Raw genomic sequence first — 26,783 nt, 5'->3', positions numbered from 1 at the left:
GAATACGGTACAAATTTGGAGGAGAGATGGAACGAGAAAACTGGTGGGAACACAAAAAAGGACTTCTTTTAGCAATTATGGCGTTGGCATGGCCGACGTTATTGGAACAGTTTCTGCAGACGCTTGTACAGTACATTGATTCTGCAATGGTTGGAAGAATTGGAGCAGAAGCAACCGCAACTGTGGGAATAAGTACAACCGTAACATGGCTTGTAAATGGCCCCCTCTTTGCAATGGGAATCGGGTTTATGGCATTCATTTCAAGAGAGATGGGAGCAAAATCCTATGAGAAAGTGAAAGAAGCATCTGTGCAATCGGTTGTAGTAACGATTGCAGCCGGTGTTGTTGTCGGAATTGTTACACTTGCAATCAGTCCGCTGCTTCCGATATGGATGGGGGCAGAGGAAGCGATCCGCAGGAATGCTTCAATTTATTTCGCAATCATATGCCTCCCGATGCTGTTTCGAAGTGCGATTATTATATTTGGAGCAGTATTAAGAGCAGTCGGAGACACAAAAACACCAATGTATGTGAATGTATGCATGAATCTTGTGAATATTGTAATGAACTATATTTTTATTTACGATTCCAGAGTCATTACAATTGGCAGTATGAAGATTAAGATGTTTGGATTCGGATATGGAGCGGTAGGAGCCGGAATTGGAACTGCGATTTCATTTATCGTAGGCGGTATTTTTATGACAGTTGCACTTTATAAAAATAAATATGTTTCACCGGCAGGATGCAGGATCCGTGCGGAAAAAGATATTTTGCAGCCAATTATCCGTATCGGATTTCCTGTAGCGATGGAGCGTATAGCAACTTGTCTTGGTCACGTTGTATTTGCTTCATTGGTAACAGGGCTGGGAACCGTTTCTTTTGCAGCACATTCCATTGCTTTGACAGTAGAACAGGCTTTTTACATTCCGGGATATGGGATGCAGACAGCTGCCGCCACGCTTGCAGGAAATTCCATTGGAGCAAAAGATCAGAAGCGGCTGCATGAGTTGACGAGAATGCTGATGGTAATTATCATAATCATTATGGCATTATCCGGAGCATTGCTTTTTGTACTGGCGGCACCGCTTCTTGGAATCTTTACAAAAGATACGGAAGTAATCGCACTTGGAACGGTTGTTCTTCGCATGGTAGCAGTATCTGAGCCGCTATTTGGCGTATTGATCATTTTGGAAGGTATTTTTAACGGTGCAGGAGATACTGTAAAACCATTTTACTATGCACTTTTCAGTATGTGGGGCGTCAGAGTATTATTTACATATCTTTCTTTAAATGTATTTCATCTGGGATTATATGCAGTATGGGCATGTATGATTGCCAATAATGTTACACTCGCCACCTTCTTTATCATCAGATATTTTAGAGGAGAGTGGAATCCACTAAATAAAATCATTGAGAACGAATAGGAGAGGAGAAGATTTATGAACTTTATATATCCGGCAGTAATCCGAAAAAAAGAAAACGGAGGTTACCATGCATTTTTTCCGGATCTGGCCTGCTGTGAAGCAGAGGGAGATTCCGTTGATGATGTAATTGATCGTGCAAATGAAGCTGCTGCCACATGGATCATGGCAGAATTCGAAGAAGAAGAACCGGAATTTCCACCGGTTTCAGATTTGCATGATATTGTTTTACAGGAAGGGGATCTTGTAAGAAATATTTCTGTAAATTACCGATTCAGAGATGGATGGGATGAATAAAAAATAATATTATTTTTAAGGAGGTTTTATCATGAAACAATTATGCGAAAAAGTAGCTATCGTAACAGGCGCGGGACAGGGGATTGGCAAAGGGATTGCGCTCTGTCTGGCGAAACGTGGTGTGAAAGTAGTTGCAACCGGACGTCGTCTGGAGCCGATTGAGCAAACAATTGCAGAAATCAAAGCGCTTGGCGGTGATGGACTTGCAATGAGCTGTGATTCAGCAGATCGTGCCCGTGTGGACGAGGTTGTGAAAACTACAGTAGAAACATTCGGAGCGATTGACGTGATTGTTAATAATGGTCAGGCAATTGTACCGTCAGCTCCGGTAGAAGAAACAACCCATGAAAGTATGGTAAAAGCATGGGAAAGCGGTGTGATCGGTTCTTTGAATTATATGCAGGCAGCATTTCCTTATATGAAAGAGCAGCACGAAGGAAGAATCATCAACTTTGCTTCTGCCACAGGAATGTTTGGAATTGCAGGTCAGTTAGCATATGGTTCTAACAAAGAAGCGCTTCGTGGATTAACAAAAATTGCCGCAAAAGAATGGGGCCAGTATGGTATTTGTGTCAATATCGTTCTTCCGGGCGCAGAATCTCCTGCTGCAAAAGCGTGGGCAGAAAAATTCCCTGAAGAATATGCAAAACAGGTAAATCTCAATCCAATGAAACGATTTGGTGATCCGGAAAATGATATTGCACCGGTGATTGCGTTTCTTGCCGGCCCGGATTCCTGTTATTTTTCAGGACAGAGCGTAATTGTGGACGGTGCAAACTCCATTATGCCATAGAATAATTAAAGTAAATTCTAAGTTAAGAATAGAGCGGAATTTTAGAAATCCCGCTCTATTTTTTAGTTTATTTATCTAATTTTATAAGGTTCCGTTAGTTCTTTGGTGCAAAAAGAAATTGCATATAACGAATGAATGTATATACTACAAATATTACAGCGATGATTGTTTCGATCAAAACTACATATTGAAGAAATGGCATAGGCTGCTTCATATTTGCGAGACATGCCATTGTCTGCTTGGTAGCAATTGCACTGATAACAAATGGGAAAGTAAATGCTGCAAAGCTTGGATAGAATTTTAATTTTAAGTATCCGATTGCTTTGATGAGAGCAAACACATAAAGAATCGATGCAAGTACAAGCAGTGTCAATAAAAATCCTTTGGATTTTGGTGTAACAGACTGTACATATCCTGCAACACAAAGACTTGTAGGTGCTGCGTAGATGCAGATTAAAGGTTGTGCCGGCTCTGGGATTTGCTTAAATTTGATGTAACGGATTGTTACAAGCACTAACAGCAGCAGTAATGTCGCAAATCCAAACCAAAAGGCTGCTGTTCCGATGGAAAGCGCTTCAAATGCAGGTGCAGTTACAGCTGCGACTACAATTCCAACATATACGATAAAATAACTTGCAAACACCTTTGGCATCTGCAATTTAACAATAAATTTTATTGTAAAGTAAATGATTAGAACAAGATGCAGTGCAATTGCAAACAGCCAAATGTATTTTGCGATTGCACCAATCCATGGTTTTACATAAGTACTAAGAAGCATAAGCGCCATCGGGAATGTTGCGCTAACGCTTGCCATAATCGGATTCTGCAAATCCTCTTTGATCATCTTAGGGAACAAAACGAGCTTCAATAAAATTAGAACAAGCAACAATGCTGCTATTATTCCACAGGCATATCGAATACCTTCTCCGTAGCTTTGCAATAAATTGCCAAGCGCAGCCAACCCAAGCATAACACCGCAAAGCGGTACTGGAACTTTTTGTATTATTTTTTTCATGTTGATTCTATCCTCGTATTTAGATTTCTGCTATTGCGCGTCTAGGAGCCGGCTCATCAATTTCATCCAGATTTTTAATGCCTAGCTCACGACAGACAATCTGTGCAACCTTCCAGGCACAAAGACCTGTAAAGAAGATACATTGCTCTTTATGTTCTCCGCGTCCTTTGTCAAATTCTTTCGTAAGGATACGGCAGCAGATAGCATTTTTTGTATTTGCGACTTTAAACCAGTCGTGAAGTTCTTTGGTAAGTTCCATACATTTTACACTCTTAGGATTGGTAGGTCCATCCTGCTCTGTACGTCCAAAGAATAATCCTAAGGCAAGGATACCACCGTTGAATGCACCGCATACACAGCCGGCTTTTCCGGCGCCAACTGCCATACCGGAAGCCATTGCAATGACTTCTTCTGGAACGTCTAACTGGAATTCGTCACGAATAGCACTTACCAGTGCTTCGCAACAATAATATCCATCTTTGAATTTTTTCTCCGCTACTTGCTGTACGGCTCTTGGACTGATTTCTGTTACTCCGATTTTCATGTTTATTTCCTCCTACTAAATAAAATTGATATAACCATATTAACATAAATAAACGAAAAAGACTCATTGTGTTTTATAATGAACATATTGAAAAAAACTATATCTGTATAATTTCTACAGAAAATCAACCAAAATCTTGATGCAAAATCAACTTGATAATGTTAAAATCAATGTGAGTTTCTAGGGAAAGAGGAAATGAGAAATGAATCTAAGAACAATTTATGAGATTTTTTATCCGGGGAAAAGCACTCAATATCCTTTCGCATGGAAAGAAATACCGAAATATCGTTCCAAAAAAGAATTTTATGAAGAGATATTCCCAATGGAGCTTCGTTGGCTCAATATAAAACTCTGGAATGATAAGGCAAGAAGAAGCAGGTTTTTTACAGACAGCACGGTAGAGAAAAATTATGTTTCGGCATTAAAAGAATTTCTTATTCAAAATCCAATGGTAATTTCGCGCATGGAGAGTAAATGCTATCTTATGATAAAAGATGATTTGTTTCCTCCAACCATCAATCAGATTTTTTTTCAACTTGCCGAGCAGGAGCAAATAACTTTTTCTTCTGCGATAAAGCAATATTTGATGAATAAAGAAGGAACGGTTCTAAAAAATAGTTTTGAAAATGTGATTATCTTTTTGATTCTTTATGCCATATTTCCTTCTGAGATCAATCAACTATATATGCCTTATTTATATAGAAAGGGAAATGCAATTTCATATAATACAGAAGAAAAGGAACGAGATGACCGTTCCCTGTTTCAATATGAATTTCCACCGGATATGAGTGTACATAATCCGGGCGAATGGATTACGCATACATGGGTTATAAAAAATGTCGGAAAAATATCATGGAAGCACCGCCGGCTTGAATGTGTTTCCCCGCCGGACTGGCTGAATAAAGAGAGCAGAAGCATTGAAATAGCAGAGGTGGTTCATCCTGGCGATACAGTGTCATTTACAGTACATTTTTCTGTTCCGGATATTCCCGGGCACTATACTTTGTGCTGGAAAATGAAAAATGATATAGATGAACTTGTTTTTTGCGATAAATTAGGGCTTGGATTGCATTTTACAGTAATAGAAGAATGTATTGAAGATTTGGCAGAAGAAGGAAATAATTATCAGATTTTAGAAGAAAGGCCTGCGATTCCAACTACTTTGAGTGCCGGGAATCTGTATAAGCATAGTTGGATGATTGAAAATACGGGAACAATTGTATGGGAAAATTATTACTGCGAATGTATCAATGGAGATGTCTTTGGATATGCCAAAAATGAATTGCGGATTTCGATGAAAAAGAAAATAGAACCGGGGGAGCGTGTTGTTATGCAGATAGAGTTTGTTACGCCTCCGGTAGAAGGGCTCTATAAGTTAATATGGAGAATTATGAATCGCAATGGGAAGCCGGTATTTGCAAAAGGAAGACAACTGGAAGTGACATTGAATTTAATATAAAATTTATATATAAATTTATTAAAAACAGAGTGCAGCAAGCCAATAGAATCTTACCAATAAAGATACGGAAGAGAAGGGAACATATTACAGAAAATGTTCCCTTTTCCTGTACTACAGCTATTTCAAATCTTGTTTTTTAAAGATGGCTATTCCAATCTTACAAAAGAATACCAGTTCTAATAGATTAAAAATGCAGAATTCAAAATGGTATGGAACCTTTTTTAAGAGCAAAGAATTTGCAGCTTTTTCGCTTGTTTCTTCTAGTAACATAAAAGGTTCGTATTTCACCTGTGCGAATGGGGAAATTAAGAGCTGTAAATTTGCCGCAGTTCTTTTAAACCCATGAATATATAATGGATTTTTTTCTGTTTCGTGTGTAACAGGATCTGTCCAAGTTTTATCCTGACATAAGCTGGAAACCGTATTTCCTCCGAAAGATAACATGGCTAAAGTAAGTAATAAGACAATTGCCAGGCTGATTAATTGCTTATGTGCAATCATGACAAGCATTGTAAATAGGGAGGAAATGGTTATAATGCAGATCAGATTTATGAAAATATTCATAATAAAAGCTGTATATGTTACATGATTACTGAATTCCAAATGTTTTATCAAGGAACAGATAAAGACAATGATGATATCTGCGATAAATAAAAATGAAGAACAGATTGCACTTGTCACAACTTCCGTAAGATAAATCTGTTTTCTGGAATATCCGGCAGCTATCTTATTATTGATTGTGCGCACTTCAAAATCATGGCTAATATGCAGTGAAATGAATATCGCAATCATAATGCAGAGTAAGCCGGAATGTTCAAATAAAAAAGAAGTTGTGTATATGGCGAATCCATAAGAAGAACTTATGATTGCATATACGTTTATGCAGATTTCTGTAATGACGCTGATCCATAAAACAGGTGACAGGAAAGCGCGTTTCAGTTCCATCGACAGTAGTTTTTTCATTGTAAATCCCCCTTTTGTTATGACAAAATATTTTTAAAGTAAAATGTTTCCAAATCCTCATCCGCTATATCTGAGGAAGAAAATTCACGAATAAGTTTGCCATTTTTTAAAAATCCATAGTCAGTCGCAACTTTTTGCAATTCTCCCAGGATATGGCTTGAAATCAGGATAGTCACATCAAATTTGTGATTCAATTCCAAAATAACATTCCGGATATCTTTGATCCCTTCTGGATCGAGTCCATTGAGTGGTTCGTCCAAAATTAAAAAATCAGGCATTTCAACAAGGGCCATTGCCAAAGCCAATCTTTGTTTCATTCCCAGCGAATAATTCATAACTAATTTTCTCGAATCCTTTAAATGGACTAATGACAGAAGTCTGGCGCTCCTTTTCTTTCGTTCTTTTCCGGAATATCCGGTAATTTTCAATTGATATTCTAAGTTGCCGCGATCGCTTAGCGTAGGATAGAGGGCAGGAGACTCTATGATCGTTCCTATTTTGAGATTCTTTGGTTTCAAAACAGTTCCCGATGTTTGTGTTTGAAGTTCTGATAGAATTCTCATTAAAGTTGTTTTACCGGCTCCATTATTTCCGATTAATCCGTAGATAGATCCTTTTGGAATATGAAGCGAAACATGGTTTAAAGCAGTTGTTTCTTTGTATTGCTTGCAAAGAGCATCCGTTTTGATAATATACGTCATAACATTCATCCTTTCTTATGTTGGCAGCGCAATTGCCTTTTGTTACTGAAAGCATATCGAATTATGCTCAAATAGGAAAGCTTTTGAACCTTTACAAGGGTATTTGGGAACGATAAGATTACTTTACATCGATGTAAAGTAATAGTTCCTTGTGCGAAACAGAGATTATGGTATATACTTGAGGTAAGATTTTGTACAAAAATCAGAAGAGGGGATGTAAATGACAGTTGCAGAAATGATAAAACAAACCAGAACAGAATCACATATGACACAAGAAGAATATGGATTAAAATTTGGTGTGTCACGCCAGACGGTTTCCAGTTGGGAAAATGAAAGAAGTTTACCTGATCTTCAAATGCTGATTGATATTTGTAATACCTATCATATTTCTTTAGACAAACTGTTAAATGAAGATAAAGAGTTTGTTGAAAAAATCGATTTTTACAGTAAATATAAAAAGGCACTTAAAATATTTGGAATGTTTCTGGTTGTATGTTTTTTAATATTTGGTGCGATTTTTATCAATTGGAAGATCACAGAAGGAAACATGAATCAGGCGTTTGAAAACAATATGAAACGGTTAGGATTTGTGAAAGAAAAACAAATTTACGTGCTAGAGAAAGATGATATATCCTATCACTTGCCAAATCAAAAACTGCCATTTTTGAAAAAGGATTTCTATGTAAAAAATAGTTATGCAGATTTGATCATTAACGATACAGAGATTAGCATTTCTATTTATGACGGAAGTGAATTTAATATGAAGTTGAATCATTATCGCGGCATAGAAGGTATCATTAATAAAGAGGGTGAGTTTTTAGCAGAAGAAAATTCGCTGAATGAGAAAGAAAAAATCTTCTATGAGGAGAAAAAAGAAACAATAGAACAGACAATGAGGGAATTATTATCGATTCATATGAGCGTATATTCTGAATAACGGAGTGTGCAAGATGTTTTTAGGAGACAATAAATAGAGAGGAAAGACAGGAATAACATAAGGAGGCAGCGCTATGAAATTTATAATCGAACATTTATCTAAAAAATTCGAGAAAAAAGAAGTTCTCAGAGATATTGATTTTTCCTTTGAAGAGGGAAAAATCTACGGACTGTTGGGAAGAAACGGAGCCGGCAAAACAACACTGTTCAACTGTTTGAACCGTGATATCAAGGCAGACGGCGGAAAGTTTTATCTGGAAAAGGACGGTTCCCGCAATGAGGTGGCAGCGGAACCGATAATCCTCTTAATTACATCATATTGATTGTTTCTATACTTTGCATGAGTATGTTTTTCTCCGTACACTACCTGACGGTATATTATCTGCTCCAGCCCTTCAATGCCGGAACAGAGATAAAGAGTGGAATGTATCGTGTTGTTTTGACAGCGACTTATTTAATTTGTTTCTTTTTGATGCAGCAGCGTATGCCGATACTGATTTTTGGAATCATGACCATTGTGTTCTGTGTACTTTATTGCATCGTGGCAAGTGTCCTCATTTACCGGTTCGCACCAAAAACTTTCAAAATCCGTACATAAAATTTCCCTGATGTTACAGTTCTACTGCCGGTAGGTTTACATTATTTACCCATGAGCATAAAATGTGAGCAGGACAGGAGGTAAAATGAATGTATCAACTTGATAATGAAAAATTAGGAAAATTTCTTTGTGAGTTAAGAAAAGAAAAAAGTCTCACACAAAAACAACTTGCTGAAAAACTCTTTGTTTCAGACAAGACTGTAAGCAAATGGGAACGAGGCGCAAGCATACCTGATGTTGTGCTTTTAATACCGATTGCGGAAGTACTGGGAGTCACAGTAACAGAACTTTTAAAAGGAGAACGAATCGACACAAAAAAAGATATGGATGCAGGAGAAGTGGAACATCTTGTCGTTAGTTCTTTGGATCTATCAGTGCGGGATATGTTAAAACGCCGCAAAAGAATTTGGATCGTTTCTTATTTGGTTTGTCTTTTGATTGTTTTGGCAGAATTTATTTTACTTACGCTATTAAGTATGACTTCCGAACTGCTGCGTGATAGTTTGATTACGTCCGGTGTTATGCTGATATTTGCAGCGTGGCTTTGTTTTTTTGCAAAAGAATTGCCGGCATATTATGATGGGAATAAAATCAATTTCGTTTCACAGGGAATCTTCCGGATTCATATGGCCGGTTTATCATTTAATAATGCAAACTGGATTCATGTATTAAATGTATTCAGAGTAGTTTCGCTAGGTGTGGCAATATTGACTCCCGCCTTCTGTTACGCCTGTTTTCTAATTGGTGGTAAGGCATTATGGATTGAGTTAAGAACCTACGCAGTCTGGGTTACTGTTTTCATGACATTGGCAATAACTTATTATGTCGGGAAAAAATATGAATAAAAGTATTTTTAAATTGTTTATTTATAGTCTTTTATATGGCATATTGAAAATATGGCAGAAGGAGGCACTATATGACAGATAGAATACTTGTAGTAGATGATGATAAAAAAATAGTGAAGATGATAAAAGATTTTCTTGAAATGGAGCAGTATCAGGTCATAACTGCTTATGACGGAGAGGCAGCAATTCGACAAACACAACAGAATCCAGACTTGATTTTACTGGATATTAACATGCCGGGAATGAATGGGCTGGAAGTCTGCAGAACAATAAGAGATATGCTGGATTGTCCGATTATCTTTTTAACGGCGCGAATTGAAGAACGGGATAAAATTATCGGATTGCGTACAGGTGGTGATGATTATATTGTAAAGCCTGTTTCTTTGGAGGAATTGTTGGCACGGATAGAGGCTCATCTTCGCAGAGAAAAGCGAAAAAGTGCGAAAAGAACATTTCGGTTTGATGGTGGGTTATGCATCGACTATAGCAGCCGCCAGATCCTGTGTAATCATCAAGAGATTCTTATGACAAAATCTGAATTTGATATTATTGAGTTATTATCAAGTTATCCGGGGCAGATATTCGACCGTGAGCAAATCTATGAAAAGTTGTGGGGGCTGGAACGAACCGGAGATAATAAGATTGTCACGGAATTGATTCGACGGATCAGGAATAAATTAAAGGATGTTACTAAACAAGAATATATAGAAACTGTGTGGGGGTGTGGGTATAAATGGACCTTACAAAACAAAAATCAATAAAAGCATCCTTATTTTTCCATTTGGTGATTGCCTTAATGATATCTTTATTGTTTTCAGCCTTACTACAGGACTTTGCGTATGAGGCAAAACAGCAGATATGGTTGAATTATATAGAGGATAAGCAGCAACTGTATGAGTTTCAAAATGCATATTCTGAAAAGTTTGGAGAGTTACCACCTATTCCAAGTGTAAATAAGAGTATCCTTTCAACAACAGATAAATGGTTTGTAGAAATGTTAGACTGGATTCAGACGTGGAGTATGTTTTTCATTTCTTCTCTTTGTGTATTTTTTGCTTTGAACAGATTTTATCGGCATAGACTGAAAAATCCGCTGGAGATTTTGCAAAATGGCGCAGAAAAAATAGGGAGGCAGGAGTTGGATTTTTATGTTGCGTATGACCAGGACGATGAGATGGGACAACTGTGTGATGCTTTTGAACAGATGCGTCTGCAGCTTAAAGATAATAATCAGATGATGTGGAAGATGCTGGAAGAACAAAAACAGATGAGAGCAGCATTTTCTCATGATTTACGGACGCCGTTATCTGTATTAAAAGGTTATGTGGAGTATTTGAACCGATATTATCCGGATGGACGTCTTTCCAAAGAGAAAGTGATAGAGACTCTGAGTGAATTGGACGAACAGACACAGAGGATTGAAAATTTTGCGGATACAATGAAAGACATCAATCGGCTGGATGAACGGAAAGTAAATCGGAAATTGATGGATAAAGCCAGCGTTCTTAAAAAATCAGAAGAGGTACTTCATACGTTGGCAGAAAAATATGGAAAGACATATTCCATTCAGGAAACAATACAACAAAAAGAAATACAGCTTGACATTGATATATACATGGAAATTTTGGAAAATATTACTGCAAATGCCATGCGCTACGCTAAAAAAGAAATTCGATTGGAACTTGTAGATATAGAATCCTGGCTATACATGAATGTTTATGATGATGGCACAGGTTTTTCAACAGAAGCCTTGAAATCTGCGCGAAAACCTTTTTATCATGAGTTGAATGAAAATGAGGAAGACCATTATGGTATGGGATTGTATCTTTGCGATAACTTATGCAAAAAACACGGAGGAAAATTAAGTATTGGAAATCAAGGAACCGGTGGTGCGGCAGTAAAAGCGCAATTGAAAATAAAATAGATGACAAGATTCGGAAATTTCCGGATCTTGTTTTTTTGTAGTCATTTGTAAGATATGGTAAAAGCAGAAAGAAGGAGGCGAATAAAATGAATGGCAAATTAATAAAAAAAGAGATTGGTTTTTTGTTGAGAAACCCATTAGTTTATCTTGGGGTGTTGTTAATGACAGTCATTGTATTCTGGAGAGTCAGCCCGTATTGGAGTTTTTATGATAATCTCCAAGAAGCCGGAACGGAAGTTATGTATTCAGATGGCGGCGATGTGATTGATGGGTATATCCCAACTTCAAAGGAAGAAATATATCGGACTGCATTAGAAAAGTTGCAGAAATACCTGGTTACAGACTATAACTGGACGAATGAAGAAGCCAAATCGGAAATTGAGAAAGTAAAGAAGTGGAGTATACCGGAAATTGCCACATATTTTAAAGAAGAACATGGAATTGCAGGTGTGAGAAGTACCTTTGCGGAGAGAACATATCACTCTGCTACAAAAGAAGAAATGGATGACTACTTACAGGATACTTTTGGAAAAAATGGAAATAAGACTTATACAAAAGAAGTTTCTTATAAGTATGCAGATTATCTCGGGATCAGCTCCATTTTGTTTGCGGCGCTGATATTTGTATTACTATTATATCGGGATATGAAAAAAGATATTTATGCATTAATTCACGCCAAACCATTATCTGCCATGAAATTTCTTGGTGGGAAATTTGCAGCAGGAATTAGTGTCGTGTTTGGGGCAACCATACCGCTGACTTTAATGATGAATCTGTTGATGATAAAAGCGGGATCAGCGTATGGGTTGAGTGTTCGGTTTACTGATTTTTGGCTTACCATACTGATGTTCCATATTCCAAGTATTCTGGCAACCGGAAGTTTGATGATTCTGATTTCTCTTTTGTTTTGCAATACGGTACCTGCAATACCGGCGATACTTTTGTATTATTTATACTGCAATATGGGTTCCTATGATTCGACTCTTGGGATATTGTATGGATATCACTATCGGGCAAAATCATTGTCGCTGTTTACACGGTTTCCATCGGCATTCGGATTAAATGAATTTCCGGAAAACGGCATAATCAATCTATGTTTTTTGATTCTATTAACGATTTTCGCATTAATTGGAAGTATAAAACTGTGGGAAAGAAGGCGGTCTGTATGAAATATGAAATAAAAATCACGTTACCGGTATATAAAATTGTCTATTCGTTTTTGTTTGCGATAATTATTATACTGGTAAGACCAATTCAGTCAACCACAGAAATTATTGTGACATTAGAAACCTATATGGCATTACTTTCCGGAATATTTCTTGCAGATACTTATTATCAGGAATTTACAGGTGGCCGCATCGCCTGTTATTACCGCTATGGAATACGAAAGAAAATAGCATCTGTCATGAAAAGAAATGTGATTGCGATAAGCTATCTGCTTGTATTGACAACATTAACATACTGGGGATTTATACTCTGGTATCACCCGATTCATATATCCGCCGCTCCAGAGCTGCGCCTATATGGCAATGCAATTACGGCATCTCTGGCAAGTATTATTTTTATGAGCAGTTTTGGATTTACGCTAACAAATTTAGCGCAGAATATGGGAGCTGGCATTAGTGGAACATTGATTTTGTGGATGATTATGACCTCTTCGGTTATAAAATATCTTCCGAAGTGTTTTCAATTGTTTTTATTTAACAGTGCTGTGACAAAAGATGGAACACTGATCCCATATTATCCGAGCAGAGGATTATATGCAGCAGTTGGTATTGTACTATTCGGGATTAATGTGTTTTTAATCCAAAGGCAACCGAAACAAAAAAAGAAAGGATGGAAAAAGCATGGGAATTGAAATAAGAAATCTAGTTATGGAATATAAAAAAGGCATTAAAAGTTTAAATCACATAAACCTGTCTATTGAACATGGTATTTATGGATTATTAGGAGAAAATGGAGCGGGCAAAACGACATTAATGAAAATTCTCGTAACATTGCTTACTCCTACAGAAGGAGAAGTGAAAATTAATGGATTACAATTGGAAAAAAAGAATTATGAAGCAATCAAAAAGCAGATTGGTTATTTGCCGCAGGAATTAGGATTATATCCAAACATGACTGTTCGGGAATCTCTGGAATATGTGGGAATCATGTGCGGGATGGAGAAAAAGGCTTATACCAGGCAGATTGATTTTTATATGGAAAAAACAGGATTATTGGAACATCAGCAGAAAAAGAATAAGCAGTTATCAGGTGGAATGAAACGCCGGGTTGGTTTGGTACAGGCATTGCTGCATGAACCGAATATTCTGATCGTTGATGAACCGACAACCGGACTGGATCCAGAGGAGAGGATTCGCATTCGTAATCTTTTGGTTGATTTTGCAGCGGATAAGATCGTATTGTTTTCTACTCATGTAACAGAGGATTTAGCAGCCACCTGCGAACAACTCTGCATTATGAGAAAAGGTGAGATTGCTTATAATGGTACGATTAGCAAACTGATTGAAAATACGCAAAACCATGTTTTTTGTTGTACTCTTCTCAATGAACAAGAATTCTCCCTGTTTCAGCAAAAATATAAGGTGGCATCAAAAATTTATAAGGCGAAGGAAATTGAGGTACGTTTTGTATGTGACAGGATTCCGGGGATTCCATGTGAATTATGTGAGCCGACATTGGAGGACGCCTATATATACAGTTTGTATGTAAAAAATGATCAAAAGCACTTTTAATGATGGGCAAAGTTAGGTATAGGTTTTTGTTTAGATCTTTGTTATAATATAACCAGCAGAAAAGGAGTGTGAATGACATGATTCAAGAAAAGAAACGCCTTCCGGTAGGAGTGGAAAATTTCGAGCTGATTATGAATGATAATTATTATTATGTGGATAAGACAGGGCTGATTTCGGAACTGATCCGTAATGGCGGAATGGTAAATCTTTTTACCAGACCAAGACGTTTTGGAAAAACTTTGAATATGAGTATGCTGGAACACTTTTTTTCCATAGAGCGGGACCAGAGTATTTTTAATGGATTAGAAATTTCAAAAGATACAAAACTATGTGAAGAGTATATGGGGAAATATCCGGTTATTTCAATTTCCCTGAAAGGAATCAATGCCGCTGCTTATGAGACAGCATTTGATTTTGCGGTTCAGATTATGAAAAATGTAGCAGGTAAAATGCAGTTTCTTTTGGAAAGCGGGAATCTAAGTGATTTTGATAAGTCAGAATATAAGAAACTTTTAGATAGCGGAATGAGTAAAGCTGTATTTTGCAGCGGATTGAAAACTTTATCGGAATTATTGGAGAAACATTATGGAACAAAAGTAGTTCTTTTGATTGATGAGTATGATGTTCCATTGGCAAAAGCATTTGAAAATGGATATTATGATCAGATGGTATTTCTGATACGCAATCTGTTGGAACAGGTTTTAAAAACAAACAACAGTCTGAAATTTGCAATAATGACCGGATGTATGCGAATTTCAAAAGAAAGTATCTTTACGGGACTTAATAACCTGAAAGTATTATCTATTACAGATGAACGCTATGATGAATATTTCGGTTTTACAGATACGGAAGTAAAAGAAATGCTGAAGTATTATGAAATTGAAGATTATTACGAAGACATCAAAAGCTGGTATGATGGATATCGTTTTGGCAGTACAGAAGTGTATTGTCCCTGGGATGTCTTGAATTACTGTGATAAAGTAAAAGATCATGCAGATTCTTTCCCGGAAAATTATTGGATCAATACCAGCAGTAATGATGCCGTTAAGAAATTTATTCAAATGTCTGACAATATTACAACCAAACGTGAGATTGAAAATCTGCTTGCCGGCGGGGAAATCACAAAAGAGATTCATCAGGAACTGACTTACCCGGAGATGTATCAGTCTTTGGAGAACGTCTGGAGTCTTTTATTTATGACGGGATATTTAACGCAGCGTGGAAGGCTCGATGCAAAACACTATAAACTTGCGATACCGAATCTGGAAATCCGGGATATTTTTCAGACACAGATTATGGAATACTTTAAAGAGCATGTAAAAAAAGACGGCGACACGTTAAGCCGATTCTGTGATGCCCTGAAAAGCGGCGAGGAAACGAAGGTAGAAGAGATTTTTGAAAGCTACCTGAAAAAGACCATCAGTATCCGGGATACGTTTGTGAGAAAAGCAAGTAAGGAGAACTTTTATCACGGGATACTGCTTGGGATCTTGGGCGTAAAGGAAGAATGGTACGTATCGTCCAATCAGGAAAGCGGCGAAGGATACAGTGATATCCTCGTTGAAACCGAAAACAGTGAAACGGTTATCCTTATCGAAGTCAAGTACGCCAATGATGGAAATCTTGATCAGGCATGTGAACGGGCACTGCAACAGATAGAGGAAAAGAAATATGATGAAGAACTTCGGGAAAACGGAGTAGATAAAATTTTGAAATATGGAATTGCTTGTTATATGAAACGGTGTAAAGTAAAACTGGCGGATTCATGATACGTCCCAAAACAATCAGGTGATAAAAAACGGATGGGAAATCGTCCGATAAACGGATAGAATATATGAATCCAAATCATGTTTCAGTAGTTGATTTCGTGGCTGCTTTGACATTGAGAAGGGAATAAATATGAGGAAAAAAAGAAAAATTCTGATTGTGTTGATAGTTGGATTTACTCTTGCAATGGCATCTTTATTCTATTTTAGAGATAAACAGATGATTCGTTCTAATGACAATCCTGAAATAAGATCAATTAGCATTGACTATAAAAAGAACGGTATATATGGTACATTAGATTTATCAAATAATGAAATATCCAAAGATTTGAATGATCGTCTTGTATTTATATTTAATATCATATTGTTAACTCTGAAAGGGTATATAAAGAAGTCTATAGTCTATTGTTTGATTAGCTAATAATAAGAAGATAGCTATATTGGTTAAACCTTTAAAATGAACTGCTTTTTTGTATTCAAAGTTGAATATGGCCTTCTAAAGCACTTGCTATTTTCAATTTGAAAATGACAGGTGCTTTTGCTTTAGGATGCAAGAAAGCATCGTCTACTCTTTAAGTTGGTGAAGTATAATGTTGGTATTTCCATTGACTACCTTTTAGCGCATTTCTGATAGTAGCTGACATTGTTGTGTATTTTTTGCTAATCAATCTCGTAAATACAACCATTACAAATTTTTTGTCTCGAAAGCAGGAAACTAATTGCATATACAACGGGAAATTTGAAAAAGCAATCGCTTTGTTGACCCAATCAGAACAATGGAATAATAAGTATAGGTTTTTGCGTGGATCTTTGTTATAATATAATCAACAGTGAAGGAGTGTGAATAACATGATTCAAGAAAAAAAACGCCTTCCGGTGGGAGTAGAAAATTTTGAGCAGCTTATTAATGATAACTATTATTATGTGGATAAGACAGAGATGATTTCGGAGCTGCTCCGTAATGGTGGAATGGTAAATCTCTTTACCAGACCAAGACGTTTTGGGAAAACCTTAAATATGAGTATGCTGGAGCACTTTTTTTCCATAGAGGGAGATAAAAGTATTTTTGAAGGTTTGAAGATATCGAAGGATACAGAGTTGTCTGAAGAATATATGGGCAGGTATCCTGTTATTTTTGTATCATTAAAAGGAATTAACGCTGGATCATATGATACTGCATTTCGATTAATGGTTGAAACAATAAAAAGTGCTGCAAAAAAAGCAAAAATCCTCAAAATAAGCGACAAATTAGATGATGATGAGAAAGAGGATTATCGGGCACTCCTTGATAAAGATATGGATGAGGCCACACTTTTTTTGAGTTTAAAAACTTTGTCGGAACTTTTGGAGAAACATTACGCCTCAAAAGTAATTCTTCTGATTGATGAGTATGATGTTCCGTTAGCAAAAGCATTTGAAAATGGATATTATGATCAGATGGTATTTCTGATACGCAATCTGTTGGAACAGGTTTTAAAAACAAACAACAGTCTGAAATTTGCTGTGATGACCGGATGCATGCGAATTTCAAAAGAAAGTATCTTTGCGGGACTTAATAACCTGAAAGTATTGTCCATTACAGATGAACGGTATGATGAATATTTTGGCTTTACAGATACGGAAGTAAAAGAAATGCTGAAGTATTATGAAATTGAAGATTATTACGAAGACATCAAAAGCTGGTATGATGGATATCGTTTTGGCAGTACAGAAGTGTATTGTCCCTGGGATGTATTGAACTACTGTGATAAAGTAAAAGATCATACAGATTCTTTCCCAGAAAATTATTGGATCAATACCAGCAGTAATGATTCCGTCAGGAAATTTATTCAAATGTCCGACAATTTTAAAACCAAGCGTGAGATTGAAAAACTGCTTGCCGGCGGGGAAATCACGAAAGAGATTCATCAGGAGTTGACTTACCCGGAGATGTATCAATCTTTGGAGAACGTCTGGAGTCTTTTATTTATGACGGGATATTTAACGCAGCGTGGAAGGATCGATGCAAAATACTATAAACTTGCGATACCGAATCTGGAAATCCGGGATATTTTTCAGACACAGATCATGGAATACTTTAAAGAGCGTGTGAAAAAAGACGGCGACACGTTAAGCCGATTCTGTGATGCCCTGAAAAGCGGCGAGGAAACGAAGGTAGAAGAGATTTTTGAAAGCTACCTGAAAAAGACCATCAGTATCCGGGATACGTTTGTGAGAAAAGCAAGTAAGGAGAACTTTTATCATGGGATATTGCTTGGGATCTTGGGCGTAAAGGAAGAATGGTACGTATCGTCCAATCAGGAAAGCGGCGAAGGATACAGCGATATTCTCGTTGAAACCGAAAACAGTGAAACGGTTATCCTTATCGAAGTCAAGTACGCCAATGATGGAAATCTTGATCAGGCATGTGAACGGGCACTGCAACAGATAGAGGAAAAGAAATATGATGAAGAACTTCGGGAAAACGGAGTAGATAAAATTTTGAAATATGGAATTGCTTGTTATATGAAACGGTGTAAAGTAAAACTGGCGGATTCATGATACGTCCCAAAACAATCAGGTAATAAAAAAAGCGGAACTGTAAGTGCAGATAAAATCTTAGACTTTTTGGACATGAGTTATGATTTGATAGATGGGAAAATATAGTATAAGTGATGCGATGGGTGAAGTGTAGAATGTAATTAGAAAAGCTGTGCATCAGCGGTGGGTTTGACACCTAAAATCTGATATGTTTTCCGAACGCAGGTGTCGGAGGGTGGCAGACAACGGAAAAATCAACCTTGAGAAGGGAATGTTTAGTGCTGCGGCATGGACAGTCCCTTTTCTAAATCTTACAAGATTAAAATTGAAAGAGGAAAAATCAAATGAAATACATATTTTTGCATGGATTGGGACAAGTTCCTTCGGACTGGGAAACTACAATTAAGAGATTAGATTTGGGGTTGGATGTCGGCTGTCCTGATTTATCTGACTGGCTTTCAGGAAAAGAAGCCAGCTATTTTAATTTATATCATGCACTGGAGAGTTATTGTGAACAGCAAGAAGAACCTCTGCATTTATGTGGTCTTTCATTGGGTGGAATCCTTGCTTTGCATTATGCATTAGAACATGCAGAGAAAGTAGCATCTCTGGTATTAATTGGTACGCAATATGTCATGCCGAAGCGGTTATTGAAATTTCAGAATATGATATTTCACCTTATGCCAAACAGGAGTTTTCGCAAAATGGGATTTGGGAAAAATGATTTTATCAGCCTGTCCAAATCCATGATGGATTTAGATTTTCAAAAGGATTTAGAAAAAATAAATTGTCGGGTACTTGTGTTATGTGGCGAAAAGGATAAGGCAAATATGTCTGCAGCCATAGAATTAAAACAGCAGATCAATCATGCTGAATTAGAGATTATTCCTCATGCCGGACATGAGATAAATAAAGATAATCCAGTTGAATTAGGAAAGATTCTCAGTAATTTTTATAGATATGCCTCAATTTAGAGAAGAAAAAATTAATTGGTTCTAAATTTTAAGCAAACGGTATAAATTGATCTTAGTAAGCGATGAGAAGATGTGTGGTGACATGCATCTTCTTTTTGCGTTACAAGAGATTTTTAAGATTCCAAAAAGAAAATCATAATTTTTTCGATCTGTAACATTTCTAGGACATTTCTGTTGTAAAATAAGAATCAAAACTATAGCAAATTGTCATAAAGGATGAAAAGAATGAAACAGATTTTAATTGTAGAAGATGATGAACTTTTGAATAAAATGTTAGTTTACAACCTACAGTCAGAATCCTATGGGATTGTTTCTGTGGAAACGGTAAAAGAAGCCATGGAAGTACTAAAAAGCCGGCAGTTTGATTTGGTACTATTGGATATTAACCTTCCGGATGGAAATGGATATGCGATTGCAAAAACAATCCGGGAAAAATATAGTGATACCATTGTAATCTTTCTGACCGCAAATGATAGGGAAAGTGATGAGATCCGGGGATATGAACTTGGAGCAGTAGATTATATTACAAAACCTTTTTCTATCCATTCTTTACAGAGAAAAGTAGAAAATGTACTGCGTATGATGCGGCATCATGTATCTATGCAGGATGTCTTTGATGATGGCAGGCTGTTTTTAAATTTTGCAGAGCAGACGGCTATGCTCAACGGAAAACCATTAACCTTATCCACTTTGGAATTCCGGATGCTGAACTTGTTCTGTCAGAACCGCAATCGTGTATTAACAAGAAAACAGTTGCTAGAAAAAATATGGGACTGTACAGAGAATTATGTGGACGAGCATACGCTGACTACAACATTAAGCCGTATTCGGGGAAAGATTGAAACAAACGGAACAGTATATATCAAAACCGTATATGGCATGGGATATAAATGGACCGGAGGTGAACCTGCATGATAGGAAAGAAACTTTCTGTAAAAAGGATGTTTTTTTGGCTAACTGCCGGAATGACACTCACAATGACAGCAATCATATTGGTCGCATTCTTTCTGACCAAAAATATTGTAGTGTTATGGGTTGGGATGGCTTTGATAGTCTGTGCAATACTGTGGATGCTTTTTATGGTACAACTGTTGGGAATGAGACTGTCAAATTTCACTTCTGAATTGTGCCAGATCCTTGATGACATGATGAATCGTAGTCAGGAACCCCAAAATGTATCAGACAGGGAGACAATTTTTGCCCGTATCCATCATCGCCTGGTACGTCTGTATAACATCTTGCAGGAAAGTAACCGGAAGGTAGAAGCAGAACGGCAGGAATTACAGTCGTTGGTGTCAGATATTTCCCATCAGGTCAGAACTCCGGTAAGCAACATGAAGATGATTGTTGATACACTTTTGACAAAACCTCTGGAAGAACAGGAGAGAAATGAGTTTCTTAAAAGTGTAAGAGGACAGATTAATAAACTGGATTTTTTAATACAGGCATTAGTCAAAACCTCCCGTTTGGAAACCGGGGTGATTCAATTAGAGAAAGAAGAGCATTTCTTATATGATACTTTGGCTCAGGCTATGAGTGGAATCTTATATTCTGCAGAACAAAAAAAGAGCCATGTATCGGTGGAATGTCCGGAGGATCTGTGCGTATCCCATGACAGTAAATGGACTGAAGAAGCAATTTTTAATCTATTGGACAATGCAGTAAAATATACCCCGACAGGTGGACATGTAAATGTGTCTGTAGCGCAATGGGAAATGTATGTGGAAATAAAAGTATCCGATACAGGAAAAGGAATTTCAGAAAGCAATCAGGCATCTATTTTCAAGAGATTTTACCGGGAAGAAGAGATTCATAATCAGCCGGGTGTTGGAATCGGTCTTTATCTGACCAGGGAAATTCTGACACAGCAGGGCGGTTATGTTACTGTGGAATCACAGGTGGGAAAGGGATCAGCATTTTCTATTTTTCTGCCGAGATAAATAAAAGATAGTTTTTTGAAATGTCCGAGATTTGTAATAATTCAGGTTAAAATTCCTTGAATTTTGTTCCTTTTCTCGGACATTTCTGAGACATTTGTATTTTATAATAGAGCTATCATAAAGAAAGGCAGAAAGGAGTTTATAAAATATGAGTATTTTACAGACAATTGATTTAAAGAAATATTATGGCACAGAACCCAATATTACAAAGGCTTTAGACGGTGTGAATTTTTCAGTAGAGGAAGGAGAATTTGTAGCGGTAGTGGGAACTTCAGGTTCCGGAAAATCTACGATGCTTCATATGATGGGTGGTTTAGACACTCCTACCAGTGGAAAGGTCATTGTACGTGGAGAAGAACTGGCAAAGAAAAACGATGAAGAGCTGACGATTTTCAGGAGAAGAAATATTGGTTTTATCTTCCAAAATTATAATTTGGTTCCAATCTTGAATGTTTATGAAAATATTGTCCTTCCGGTAGAACTGGATGGAGATACGGTAGATCAGGGATTTATGGATGAGGTAGTTCATATGCTGGCGCTGGAAGATAAACTAAAGAATATGCCGAATAATCTTTCCGGCGGTCAGCAGCAGAGAGTTGCGATAGCAAGAGCTCTGGTTGCTAAGCCTGCAATTGTGCTGGCCGATGAGCCTACAGGTAACCTCGACTCTAAAACCAGTGTAGATGTTATGGGATTGATCAAACGGACCAGTTATGAGTTTCACCAGACAGTTGTAATGATTACACATAACAATGAGATTGCCCGACTTGCAGATCGGATTGTCCGTATTGAGGACGGAAAGATTGTAAATTGAGGAGGGGTGAAATGTTATGACTTGGCCTTTTGAAAATGATACAAAAACCATAATAAAGCGTATTTCGGGCAGGAATATATCAGCGAATCGAAAAAGAAATATCTTTATTATTATTACGATTGCACTTGCGAGTACATTATTATCTGCAATAACCCTTTATGGATTTGGAATTACACAGAAAACAAAAAATCTAAATAAAAAAACAGCACAGATTGTATATCATGCAATTTCAGAAAAAGAGGGTTCGGAATTATACAAAGAAAAAGAGATTGCGTGGATTGGAGAATTTTTCAATGCATTTTCTGAAGAAATAAACCATTCAACCGTAAATTTTACTTACGCAAATGCAGATATGCTAAAATCTCAAAGTATGCCTTATTCGGGAAAGTTACCAACTGCGGAAGATGAAATTGTAGTACAGGAATCTTTTTTGGACAGCTTAGGGTATTCAACTGAATTAGGACAGACAATTAAAATACCATTTTCTGACGGGATGAATCATGATTTCAGGTTGACAGGAATCTTAAATGTTGAAACCGGAGATATTGGACGATATACAGCTATTATATCGAAAGAATTAGTGAAACAACAGTATGGAAATAATACGGTTATAGATTATTACCTTGGATTAAAAGACGCTCAAAACATGAGCGAAGAAGATGCTACGGAATATGCAGACATTCTTGCAAAACAACTACACATCCCCGATGATAATGTGATTGTTCGCTCCACTTATTTTCATGTGAAGAGCGAAAATTCTGGAAATGAAATGCTATTTTATTTCGTGATTGGATTTGTAACTTTTATTGGCTCCGGCATTGTGATCTATTCCATTTTTTATATTTCCGTTGCAAGCAATATACGTAACTATGGACAGCTTCGCACGATTGGAACAACGAAACGGCAGATTAAAAAAATGGTTTACCGAGAAGGGAAGTTACTTGCTGCTGTTGGGATTTCTATTGGTTTGATTATAGGTAACGTAATCGGATATTTTCTGATTCCGGAGGGCTGGTACTGGCTGACTTCCTTATGTGTGACGATTGGGTGTGGGCTCTTTGCTTTTACAATGGTAATGCTCTCTATTCATACTCCTGTAAAAAAAGCTGCCGCAGTATCTCCAATGGAGGCTCTTCGATATTCGGATTATAAAGGAATATCGAAAGAAAGTTCGGCGTTGTACCGAAAAATAACACCTGCATCACTTGCTAAAATGAATCTGTCCAGGCAAAAAACAAAATCTATATTAACCATATTTTCACTCGCATTTGGAGGAGTGTTAGTTGTATTGATTTCAACGATATTAGTTTCCTATGATGGAGTTGCAGAAGCCCGTGGGAGAGATTTTTCAAAAGGCGAATTTAATATTCACCTTAATGCTAATCAATCCTTTGATACAGCAAAAGTTTCGTTGACGAAATTACAACAAAAAAATATGCTGAATGAAAATTTTGTGAAAACAATCAAAGATATCGATGGTGTTACCGGAATCAAGCGGTGGTATTATACGGACGCAGAATATCGTGTAAATGGAATTTCAGAAGATTGGATTCAGGGATTTAGTCAAGATGAACAATCTGATTTAGAAAAAAATCTCATAAAAGGAACTGCTGATTATGATGAATTGATTGCGGACAAAGGAATTATCCTATTACAAGAACGTGCAGATCTCAATGGAATGGATGTTGCTTTAGGTGATACAGTAGAAGTTGATTACGAAAATGTATCCGGTGATATTATGATGAAAACTTATACTGTGAAAGGCATAGTAAGCGATTATAATTATACGGGATTCGATAAATGTTTTACTCTCCCGGAACAACTTATAAATGAGGGAACCGGGATGGATTGCACAGGTACTATTTCCGTAATTACAGACAAAGATAAATTCGATACAATTGAAACTTCATTAAATCAGCTGATAGATAAAAACAGTGATTTGGTTATGGATACCATAGAAGAAAGCGTAAATTATTATAATAGAAATCAGCAACTAGTTTTCGGTGCATTTCTGATAGTAGCTATCATTGTTGTGTGTTTTTCGCTGATCAATCTCGTAAATACAACCATTACAAATTTTTTGTCTCGGAAGCAGGAAATTGGAATGTTACAGGCGATTGGTTTAAGCAAAAAACAACTCATCAGAATGCTTTGCTATGAGGGCATGATTTATTCACTCTTTGCTGTGCTTGTAACAGTGAGTTTAGGAGTTGGATTTGGGATTTTATGTATTCAGATCATGCGGTCATTAAATCCATATTTTTTCTATTCATTCCCATGGCCGGTTGTATCGATATATTCGGCTGTTCTGTTGGCTGTTCAGTTGATATTAATTGCATATACAACGGGAAATTTGAAAAAGCAACCTCTTGTTGACCAAATCAGAACAATGGAATAATAGGTATAGGTTTTTACGTGGATCTTTGCTATAATATAGTCAACAGTGAAGGAGTGTGAATAACATGGGTGAAGAAAAGAAACGCCTTCCGGTAGGAGTGGAAAATTTTGAGCAGATTATAAAAGATAACTATTATTATGTTGATAAAACAGGATTGATTTCTGAACTACTACGTAATGGTGGAATGGTAAATCTTTTTACCAGACCAAGACGTTTTGGAAAAACTTTAAATATGAGTATGCTGGAGCACTTTTTTTCCATAGAGGGAGATAAAAGTATTTTTGATGGTTTGGGAATTTTAAAAGATTCGAAGCTGTGCGACGGATATATGGGAAAATATCCCGTGATCTCTGTTTCCTTAAAAGGAATTAATGCAGCTACTTATGAGAGCGCTTTTGATTTTGCTGTGCAGATTATGAAAACTGCAGCTGGCAGCATGCAGTTTCTTCTTGACAGTGAAGTTTTGAGTGACTATGACAAGTCGGATTATAAAGTGCTTTTGGACAGCAACATGAGTGAGGCTGTTTTTTGCGGCGGACTGAGAAGGCTGTCAGAATTGTTGGAAAAGCATTATGGCACAAAAGTGATCTTATTGATTGATGAGTATGACGTTCCGTTAGCAAAAGCTTTTGCAAATGGATACTATGACCAGATGGTATTTCTGATCCGCAATCTATTGGAACAGGCGTTAAAAACAAACAGCAGTCTGAAGCTTGCCGTGTTGACCGGATGTATGCGCATCTCGAAAGAAAGTATTTTTACAGGACTTAATAATTTTACAACCTTTACGATCGCAGATGTCGATTTTGATGAATATTTTGGCTTTACAGATCAGGAGGTATGTGACCTTTTAACGTATTATGAATGTACGGATAAGTATGAAAGTATCAAAGAATGGTATGATGGATACCGCTTTGGAAACGTGGATGTATATTGTCCGTGGGATGTGGTTTCCTATCTTCGAAGTCTGCGTACAAACAGAGAAGCAATTCCTCAGAATTACTGGATCAATACAAGCAGCAACGCAGAAGTGAAAGAATTTATCCGGCAGTCGAAAAATCTGACCACAAAGCGGGAGATTGAGCGTTTGATGGCCGGGGAGAGCATCACAAAAACCATTCATCCGGAATTGACTTATAAGGAAATGTATGAGTCCATCGAAAATATCTGGAGCGTATTATTTTCAACCGGGTATTTAACGCAGTCCGGTCAGGTGGATGCGAGAAAATTCAAGCTGCGGATACCGAATTTGGAAATCCGGGATATTTTTAAAACACAGATTATGGATTATTTCAAAGAAAGTGTTGCAAAAGATGGGGATATGCTTGGCAGATTTTGTGAGGCATTGAAAAATGGAGAGGAAAAGAAGGTTGAAGATATTTTTGAAAGTTACCTGAAAAAGACCATCAGTATCCGAGACACCTTTGTAAGAAAGGAAATGAAAGAGAACTTTTATCATGGTATTCTGCTTGGGATTTTGGGTATCAAAGAAGAATGGGGAGTCTTTTCCAATCAGGAAACCGGAGAAGGTTACAGCGATATCTTGATAGAAACGGAGAACAGTGAAACTGCAATTTTGATCGAAGTGAAATATGCAGATAACGGAAACCTGGATGCTGCCTGTGAAAGAGCTTTAAAGCAGGTAGAGGAAAGGAAGTATGATGAGGAACTTCGGGAAAACGGAGTAGACAAAATTTTGAAATATGGAATTGCGTGTTATATGAAACGGTGTAAAGTAAAACTGGCGGACTCATGATACATGAGTCACATCTTTTTTTCAGTAAACTTGTTATTAAATAATAGGAAGTGATAGTGCTAGGAGAGTAGAATGTTAAAATTATGTTATAAAAATAATGCTAAAAGAACAGATGAATATTATTTTGATTTATAATCTCAGAAAGTATATAATATCTGTCTTTCAACATATTATGCAAAGCAAAATACAAGAGGTATCCCATTTGTTTTCATCTCAGGTGGGATATTAGCAATACTTTTAGAGCAGGTATCTCAACGTGTATATAGATATTAGTTTGTATAATTCTCCTGTATATTATGCGGTGCATGGCGTCTGTTAGAGTCGTTCAATAAGATTATCGGTACATAAAATTTTATTGTAGGGCCGATATGAGAATGCTAT

Annotated in this window: 25 protein-coding genes; 21 read left to right on the top strand and 4 right to left on the bottom strand. The window is 37.0% G+C overall.

All coding sequences use genetic code 11. The annotated features are described in order from the left end of the window. The first annotated feature begins 26 nt into the window (after window positions 1-26). Genes KFE17_03870 through KFE17_03860 form a run of 3 tightly spaced genes read left to right on the top strand, consistent with a single transcriptional unit; the run spans window position 27 to window position 2,511 of the window. Window positions 27-1,424, top strand: coding sequence for an MATE family efflux transporter (locus KFE17_03870; protein ID QUO32899.1), 1,398 nt, complete (start codon window positions 27-29; stop codon window positions 1,422-1,424). A 15-nt stretch (window positions 1,425-1,439) separates the two neighbouring features. Then, on the top strand, window positions 1,440-1,718 hold the full coding sequence (locus tag KFE17_03865; GenBank protein QUO32898.1) for a type II toxin-antitoxin system HicB family antitoxin: 279 nt from the start codon (window positions 1,440-1,442) through the stop codon (window positions 1,716-1,718). 31 nt (window positions 1,719-1,749) lie between these two features. Next, complete coding sequence (locus KFE17_03860; protein ID QUO32897.1) at window positions 1,750-2,511, top strand: SDR family oxidoreductase; 762 nt, start codon at window positions 1,750-1,752, stop codon at window positions 2,509-2,511. Between the two features lie 94 nt (window positions 2,512-2,605). On the opposite strand, the gene KFE17_03855 is transcribed toward KFE17_03860, so the two are convergent. Both KFE17_03855 and KFE17_03850 read right to left on the bottom strand, forming a co-directional pair. After that, window positions 2,606-3,526 carry a TDT family transporter gene (locus tag KFE17_03855; GenBank protein ID QUO32896.1) on the bottom strand — a complete coding sequence of 307 codons (921 nt, stop codon included), beginning with the start codon at window positions 3,524-3,526 and terminating at the stop codon, window positions 2,606-2,608. 19 nt (window positions 3,527-3,545) lie between these two features. After that, a complete protein-coding gene (locus tag KFE17_03850) occupies window positions 3,546-4,070 on the bottom strand; it encodes a C_GCAxxG_C_C family protein (protein QUO32895.1) in 525 nt (174 codons plus the stop codon). Window positions 4,071-4,272: 202 nt separating this feature from the next. On the opposite strand from KFE17_03850, the gene KFE17_03845 reads away from it, so the two are divergent. Continuing rightward, window positions 4,273-5,529: a hypothetical protein gene (locus tag KFE17_03845; GenBank protein QUO32894.1), complete on the top strand. Its 1,257-nt coding sequence runs from the start codon at window positions 4,273-4,275 to the stop codon at window positions 5,527-5,529. Between the two features lie 117 nt (window positions 5,530-5,646). Here the strand turns inward: KFE17_03845 and KFE17_03840 are convergent, their stop codons facing one another. Together KFE17_03840 and KFE17_03835 are read right to left on the bottom strand one after the other, a co-directional pair. Beyond that, complete coding sequence (locus tag KFE17_03840) at window positions 5,647-6,492, bottom strand: ABC transporter permease subunit (protein ID QUO32893.1); 846 nt, start codon at window positions 6,490-6,492, stop codon at window positions 5,647-5,649. A 17-nt stretch (window positions 6,493-6,509) separates the two neighbouring features. After that, complete coding sequence (locus tag KFE17_03835) at window positions 6,510-7,202, bottom strand: ATP-binding cassette domain-containing protein (protein QUO32892.1); 693 nt, start codon at window positions 7,200-7,202, stop codon at window positions 6,510-6,512. Window positions 7,203-7,413: 211 nt separating this feature from the next. Here KFE17_03835 and KFE17_03830 point away from each other — a divergent pair, with 211 nt between their 5' ends. From KFE17_03830 to KFE17_03750, 17 genes are all read left to right on the top strand, one after another. Beyond that, entirely contained in the window at window positions 7,414-8,130 is a 717-nt protein-coding gene (locus KFE17_03830) for a helix-turn-helix transcriptional regulator (protein QUO32891.1), read from the top strand. A gap of 73 nt (window positions 8,131-8,203) precedes the next feature. Next, window positions 8,204-8,452 carry an ATP-binding cassette domain-containing protein gene (locus KFE17_03825; GenBank protein QUO32890.1) on the top strand — a complete coding sequence of 83 codons (249 nt, stop codon included), beginning with the start codon at window positions 8,204-8,206 and terminating at the stop codon, window positions 8,450-8,452. Window positions 8,453-8,816: 364 nt separating this feature from the next. Further along, window positions 8,817-9,572 carry a helix-turn-helix transcriptional regulator gene (locus tag KFE17_03820; protein QUO32889.1) on the top strand — a complete coding sequence of 252 codons (756 nt, stop codon included), beginning with the start codon at window positions 8,817-8,819 and terminating at the stop codon, window positions 9,570-9,572. A gap of 71 nt (window positions 9,573-9,643) precedes the next feature. Next, window positions 9,644-10,333, top strand: a complete 690-nt coding sequence (locus KFE17_03815; protein ID QUO32888.1) for a response regulator transcription factor — start codon at window positions 9,644-9,646, stop codon at window positions 10,331-10,333. A 101-nt stretch (window positions 10,334-10,434) separates the two neighbouring features. After that, on the top strand, window positions 10,435-11,496 hold the full coding sequence (locus KFE17_03810; protein ID QUO32887.1) for a HAMP domain-containing histidine kinase: 1,062 nt from the start codon (window positions 10,435-10,437) through the stop codon (window positions 11,494-11,496). 86 nt (window positions 11,497-11,582) lie between these two features. After that, window positions 11,583-12,665 carry a hypothetical protein gene (locus tag KFE17_03805; GenBank protein ID QUO32886.1) on the top strand — a complete coding sequence of 361 codons (1,083 nt, stop codon included), beginning with the start codon at window positions 11,583-11,585 and terminating at the stop codon, window positions 12,663-12,665. Beyond that, window positions 12,662-13,354, top strand: coding sequence for a hypothetical protein (locus tag KFE17_03800; protein ID QUO32885.1), 693 nt, complete (start codon window positions 12,662-12,664; stop codon window positions 13,352-13,354). The genes KFE17_03805 and KFE17_03800 overlap by 4 nt, the downstream gene beginning before the upstream one ends. Next, complete coding sequence (locus KFE17_03795; protein ID QUO32884.1) at window positions 13,344-14,234, top strand: ATP-binding cassette domain-containing protein; 891 nt, start codon at window positions 13,344-13,346, stop codon at window positions 14,232-14,234. Before KFE17_03800 ends, KFE17_03795 begins: the two co-directional genes overlap by 11 nt. Before the next feature lie 77 nt (window positions 14,235-14,311). Further along, on the top strand, window positions 14,312-16,003 hold the full coding sequence (locus KFE17_03790; GenBank protein QUO32883.1) for an AAA family ATPase: 1,692 nt from the start codon (window positions 14,312-14,314) through the stop codon (window positions 16,001-16,003). Between the two features lie 130 nt (window positions 16,004-16,133). After that, the gene (locus KFE17_03785) at window positions 16,134-16,421 is read left to right on the top strand and encodes a hypothetical protein (GenBank protein ID QUO32882.1); all 288 of its coding nucleotides are present in this window, start codon (window positions 16,134-16,136) and stop codon (window positions 16,419-16,421) included. Between the two features lie 428 nt (window positions 16,422-16,849). Beyond that, window positions 16,850-18,541, top strand: coding sequence for an AAA family ATPase (locus KFE17_03780; GenBank protein ID QUO32881.1), 1,692 nt, complete (start codon window positions 16,850-16,852; stop codon window positions 18,539-18,541). A 323-nt stretch (window positions 18,542-18,864) separates the two neighbouring features. Beyond that, a complete protein-coding gene (locus KFE17_03775; GenBank protein ID QUO32880.1) occupies window positions 18,865-19,494 on the top strand; it encodes an alpha/beta hydrolase in 630 nt (209 codons plus the stop codon). A 225-nt stretch (window positions 19,495-19,719) separates the two neighbouring features. Beyond that, the gene (locus KFE17_03770) at window positions 19,720-20,409 is read left to right on the top strand and encodes a response regulator transcription factor (GenBank protein ID QUO32879.1); all 690 of its coding nucleotides are present in this window, start codon (window positions 19,720-19,722) and stop codon (window positions 20,407-20,409) included. Next, entirely contained in the window at window positions 20,406-21,434 is a 1,029-nt protein-coding gene (locus KFE17_03765) for a HAMP domain-containing histidine kinase (protein QUO32878.1), read from the top strand. Before KFE17_03770 ends, KFE17_03765 begins: the two co-directional genes overlap by 4 nt. A gap of 148 nt (window positions 21,435-21,582) precedes the next feature. After that, window positions 21,583-22,248 (top strand): ABC transporter ATP-binding protein, encoded by a 666-nt coding sequence (locus KFE17_03760; GenBank protein QUO32877.1) that lies wholly within the window; start codon window positions 21,583-21,585, stop codon window positions 22,246-22,248. Window positions 22,249-22,264: 16 nt separating this feature from the next. Next, the gene (locus tag KFE17_03755) at window positions 22,265-24,646 is read left to right on the top strand and encodes an FtsX-like permease family protein (GenBank protein ID QUO32876.1); all 2,382 of its coding nucleotides are present in this window, start codon (window positions 22,265-22,267) and stop codon (window positions 24,644-24,646) included. Window positions 24,647-24,710: 64 nt separating this feature from the next. After that, window positions 24,711-26,402 carry an AAA family ATPase gene (locus KFE17_03750; GenBank protein ID QUO32875.1) on the top strand — a complete coding sequence of 564 codons (1,692 nt, stop codon included), beginning with the start codon at window positions 24,711-24,713 and terminating at the stop codon, window positions 26,400-26,402. Window positions 26,403-26,783 lie beyond the last annotated feature (381 nt).

Source organism: Faecalicatena sp. Marseille-Q4148 (assembly GCA_018228665.1).
Lineage (GTDB): Bacteria > Bacillota > Clostridia > Lachnospirales > Lachnospiraceae > UBA9414.
This window is presented reverse-complemented; position numbering and strand designations above follow the sequence as displayed.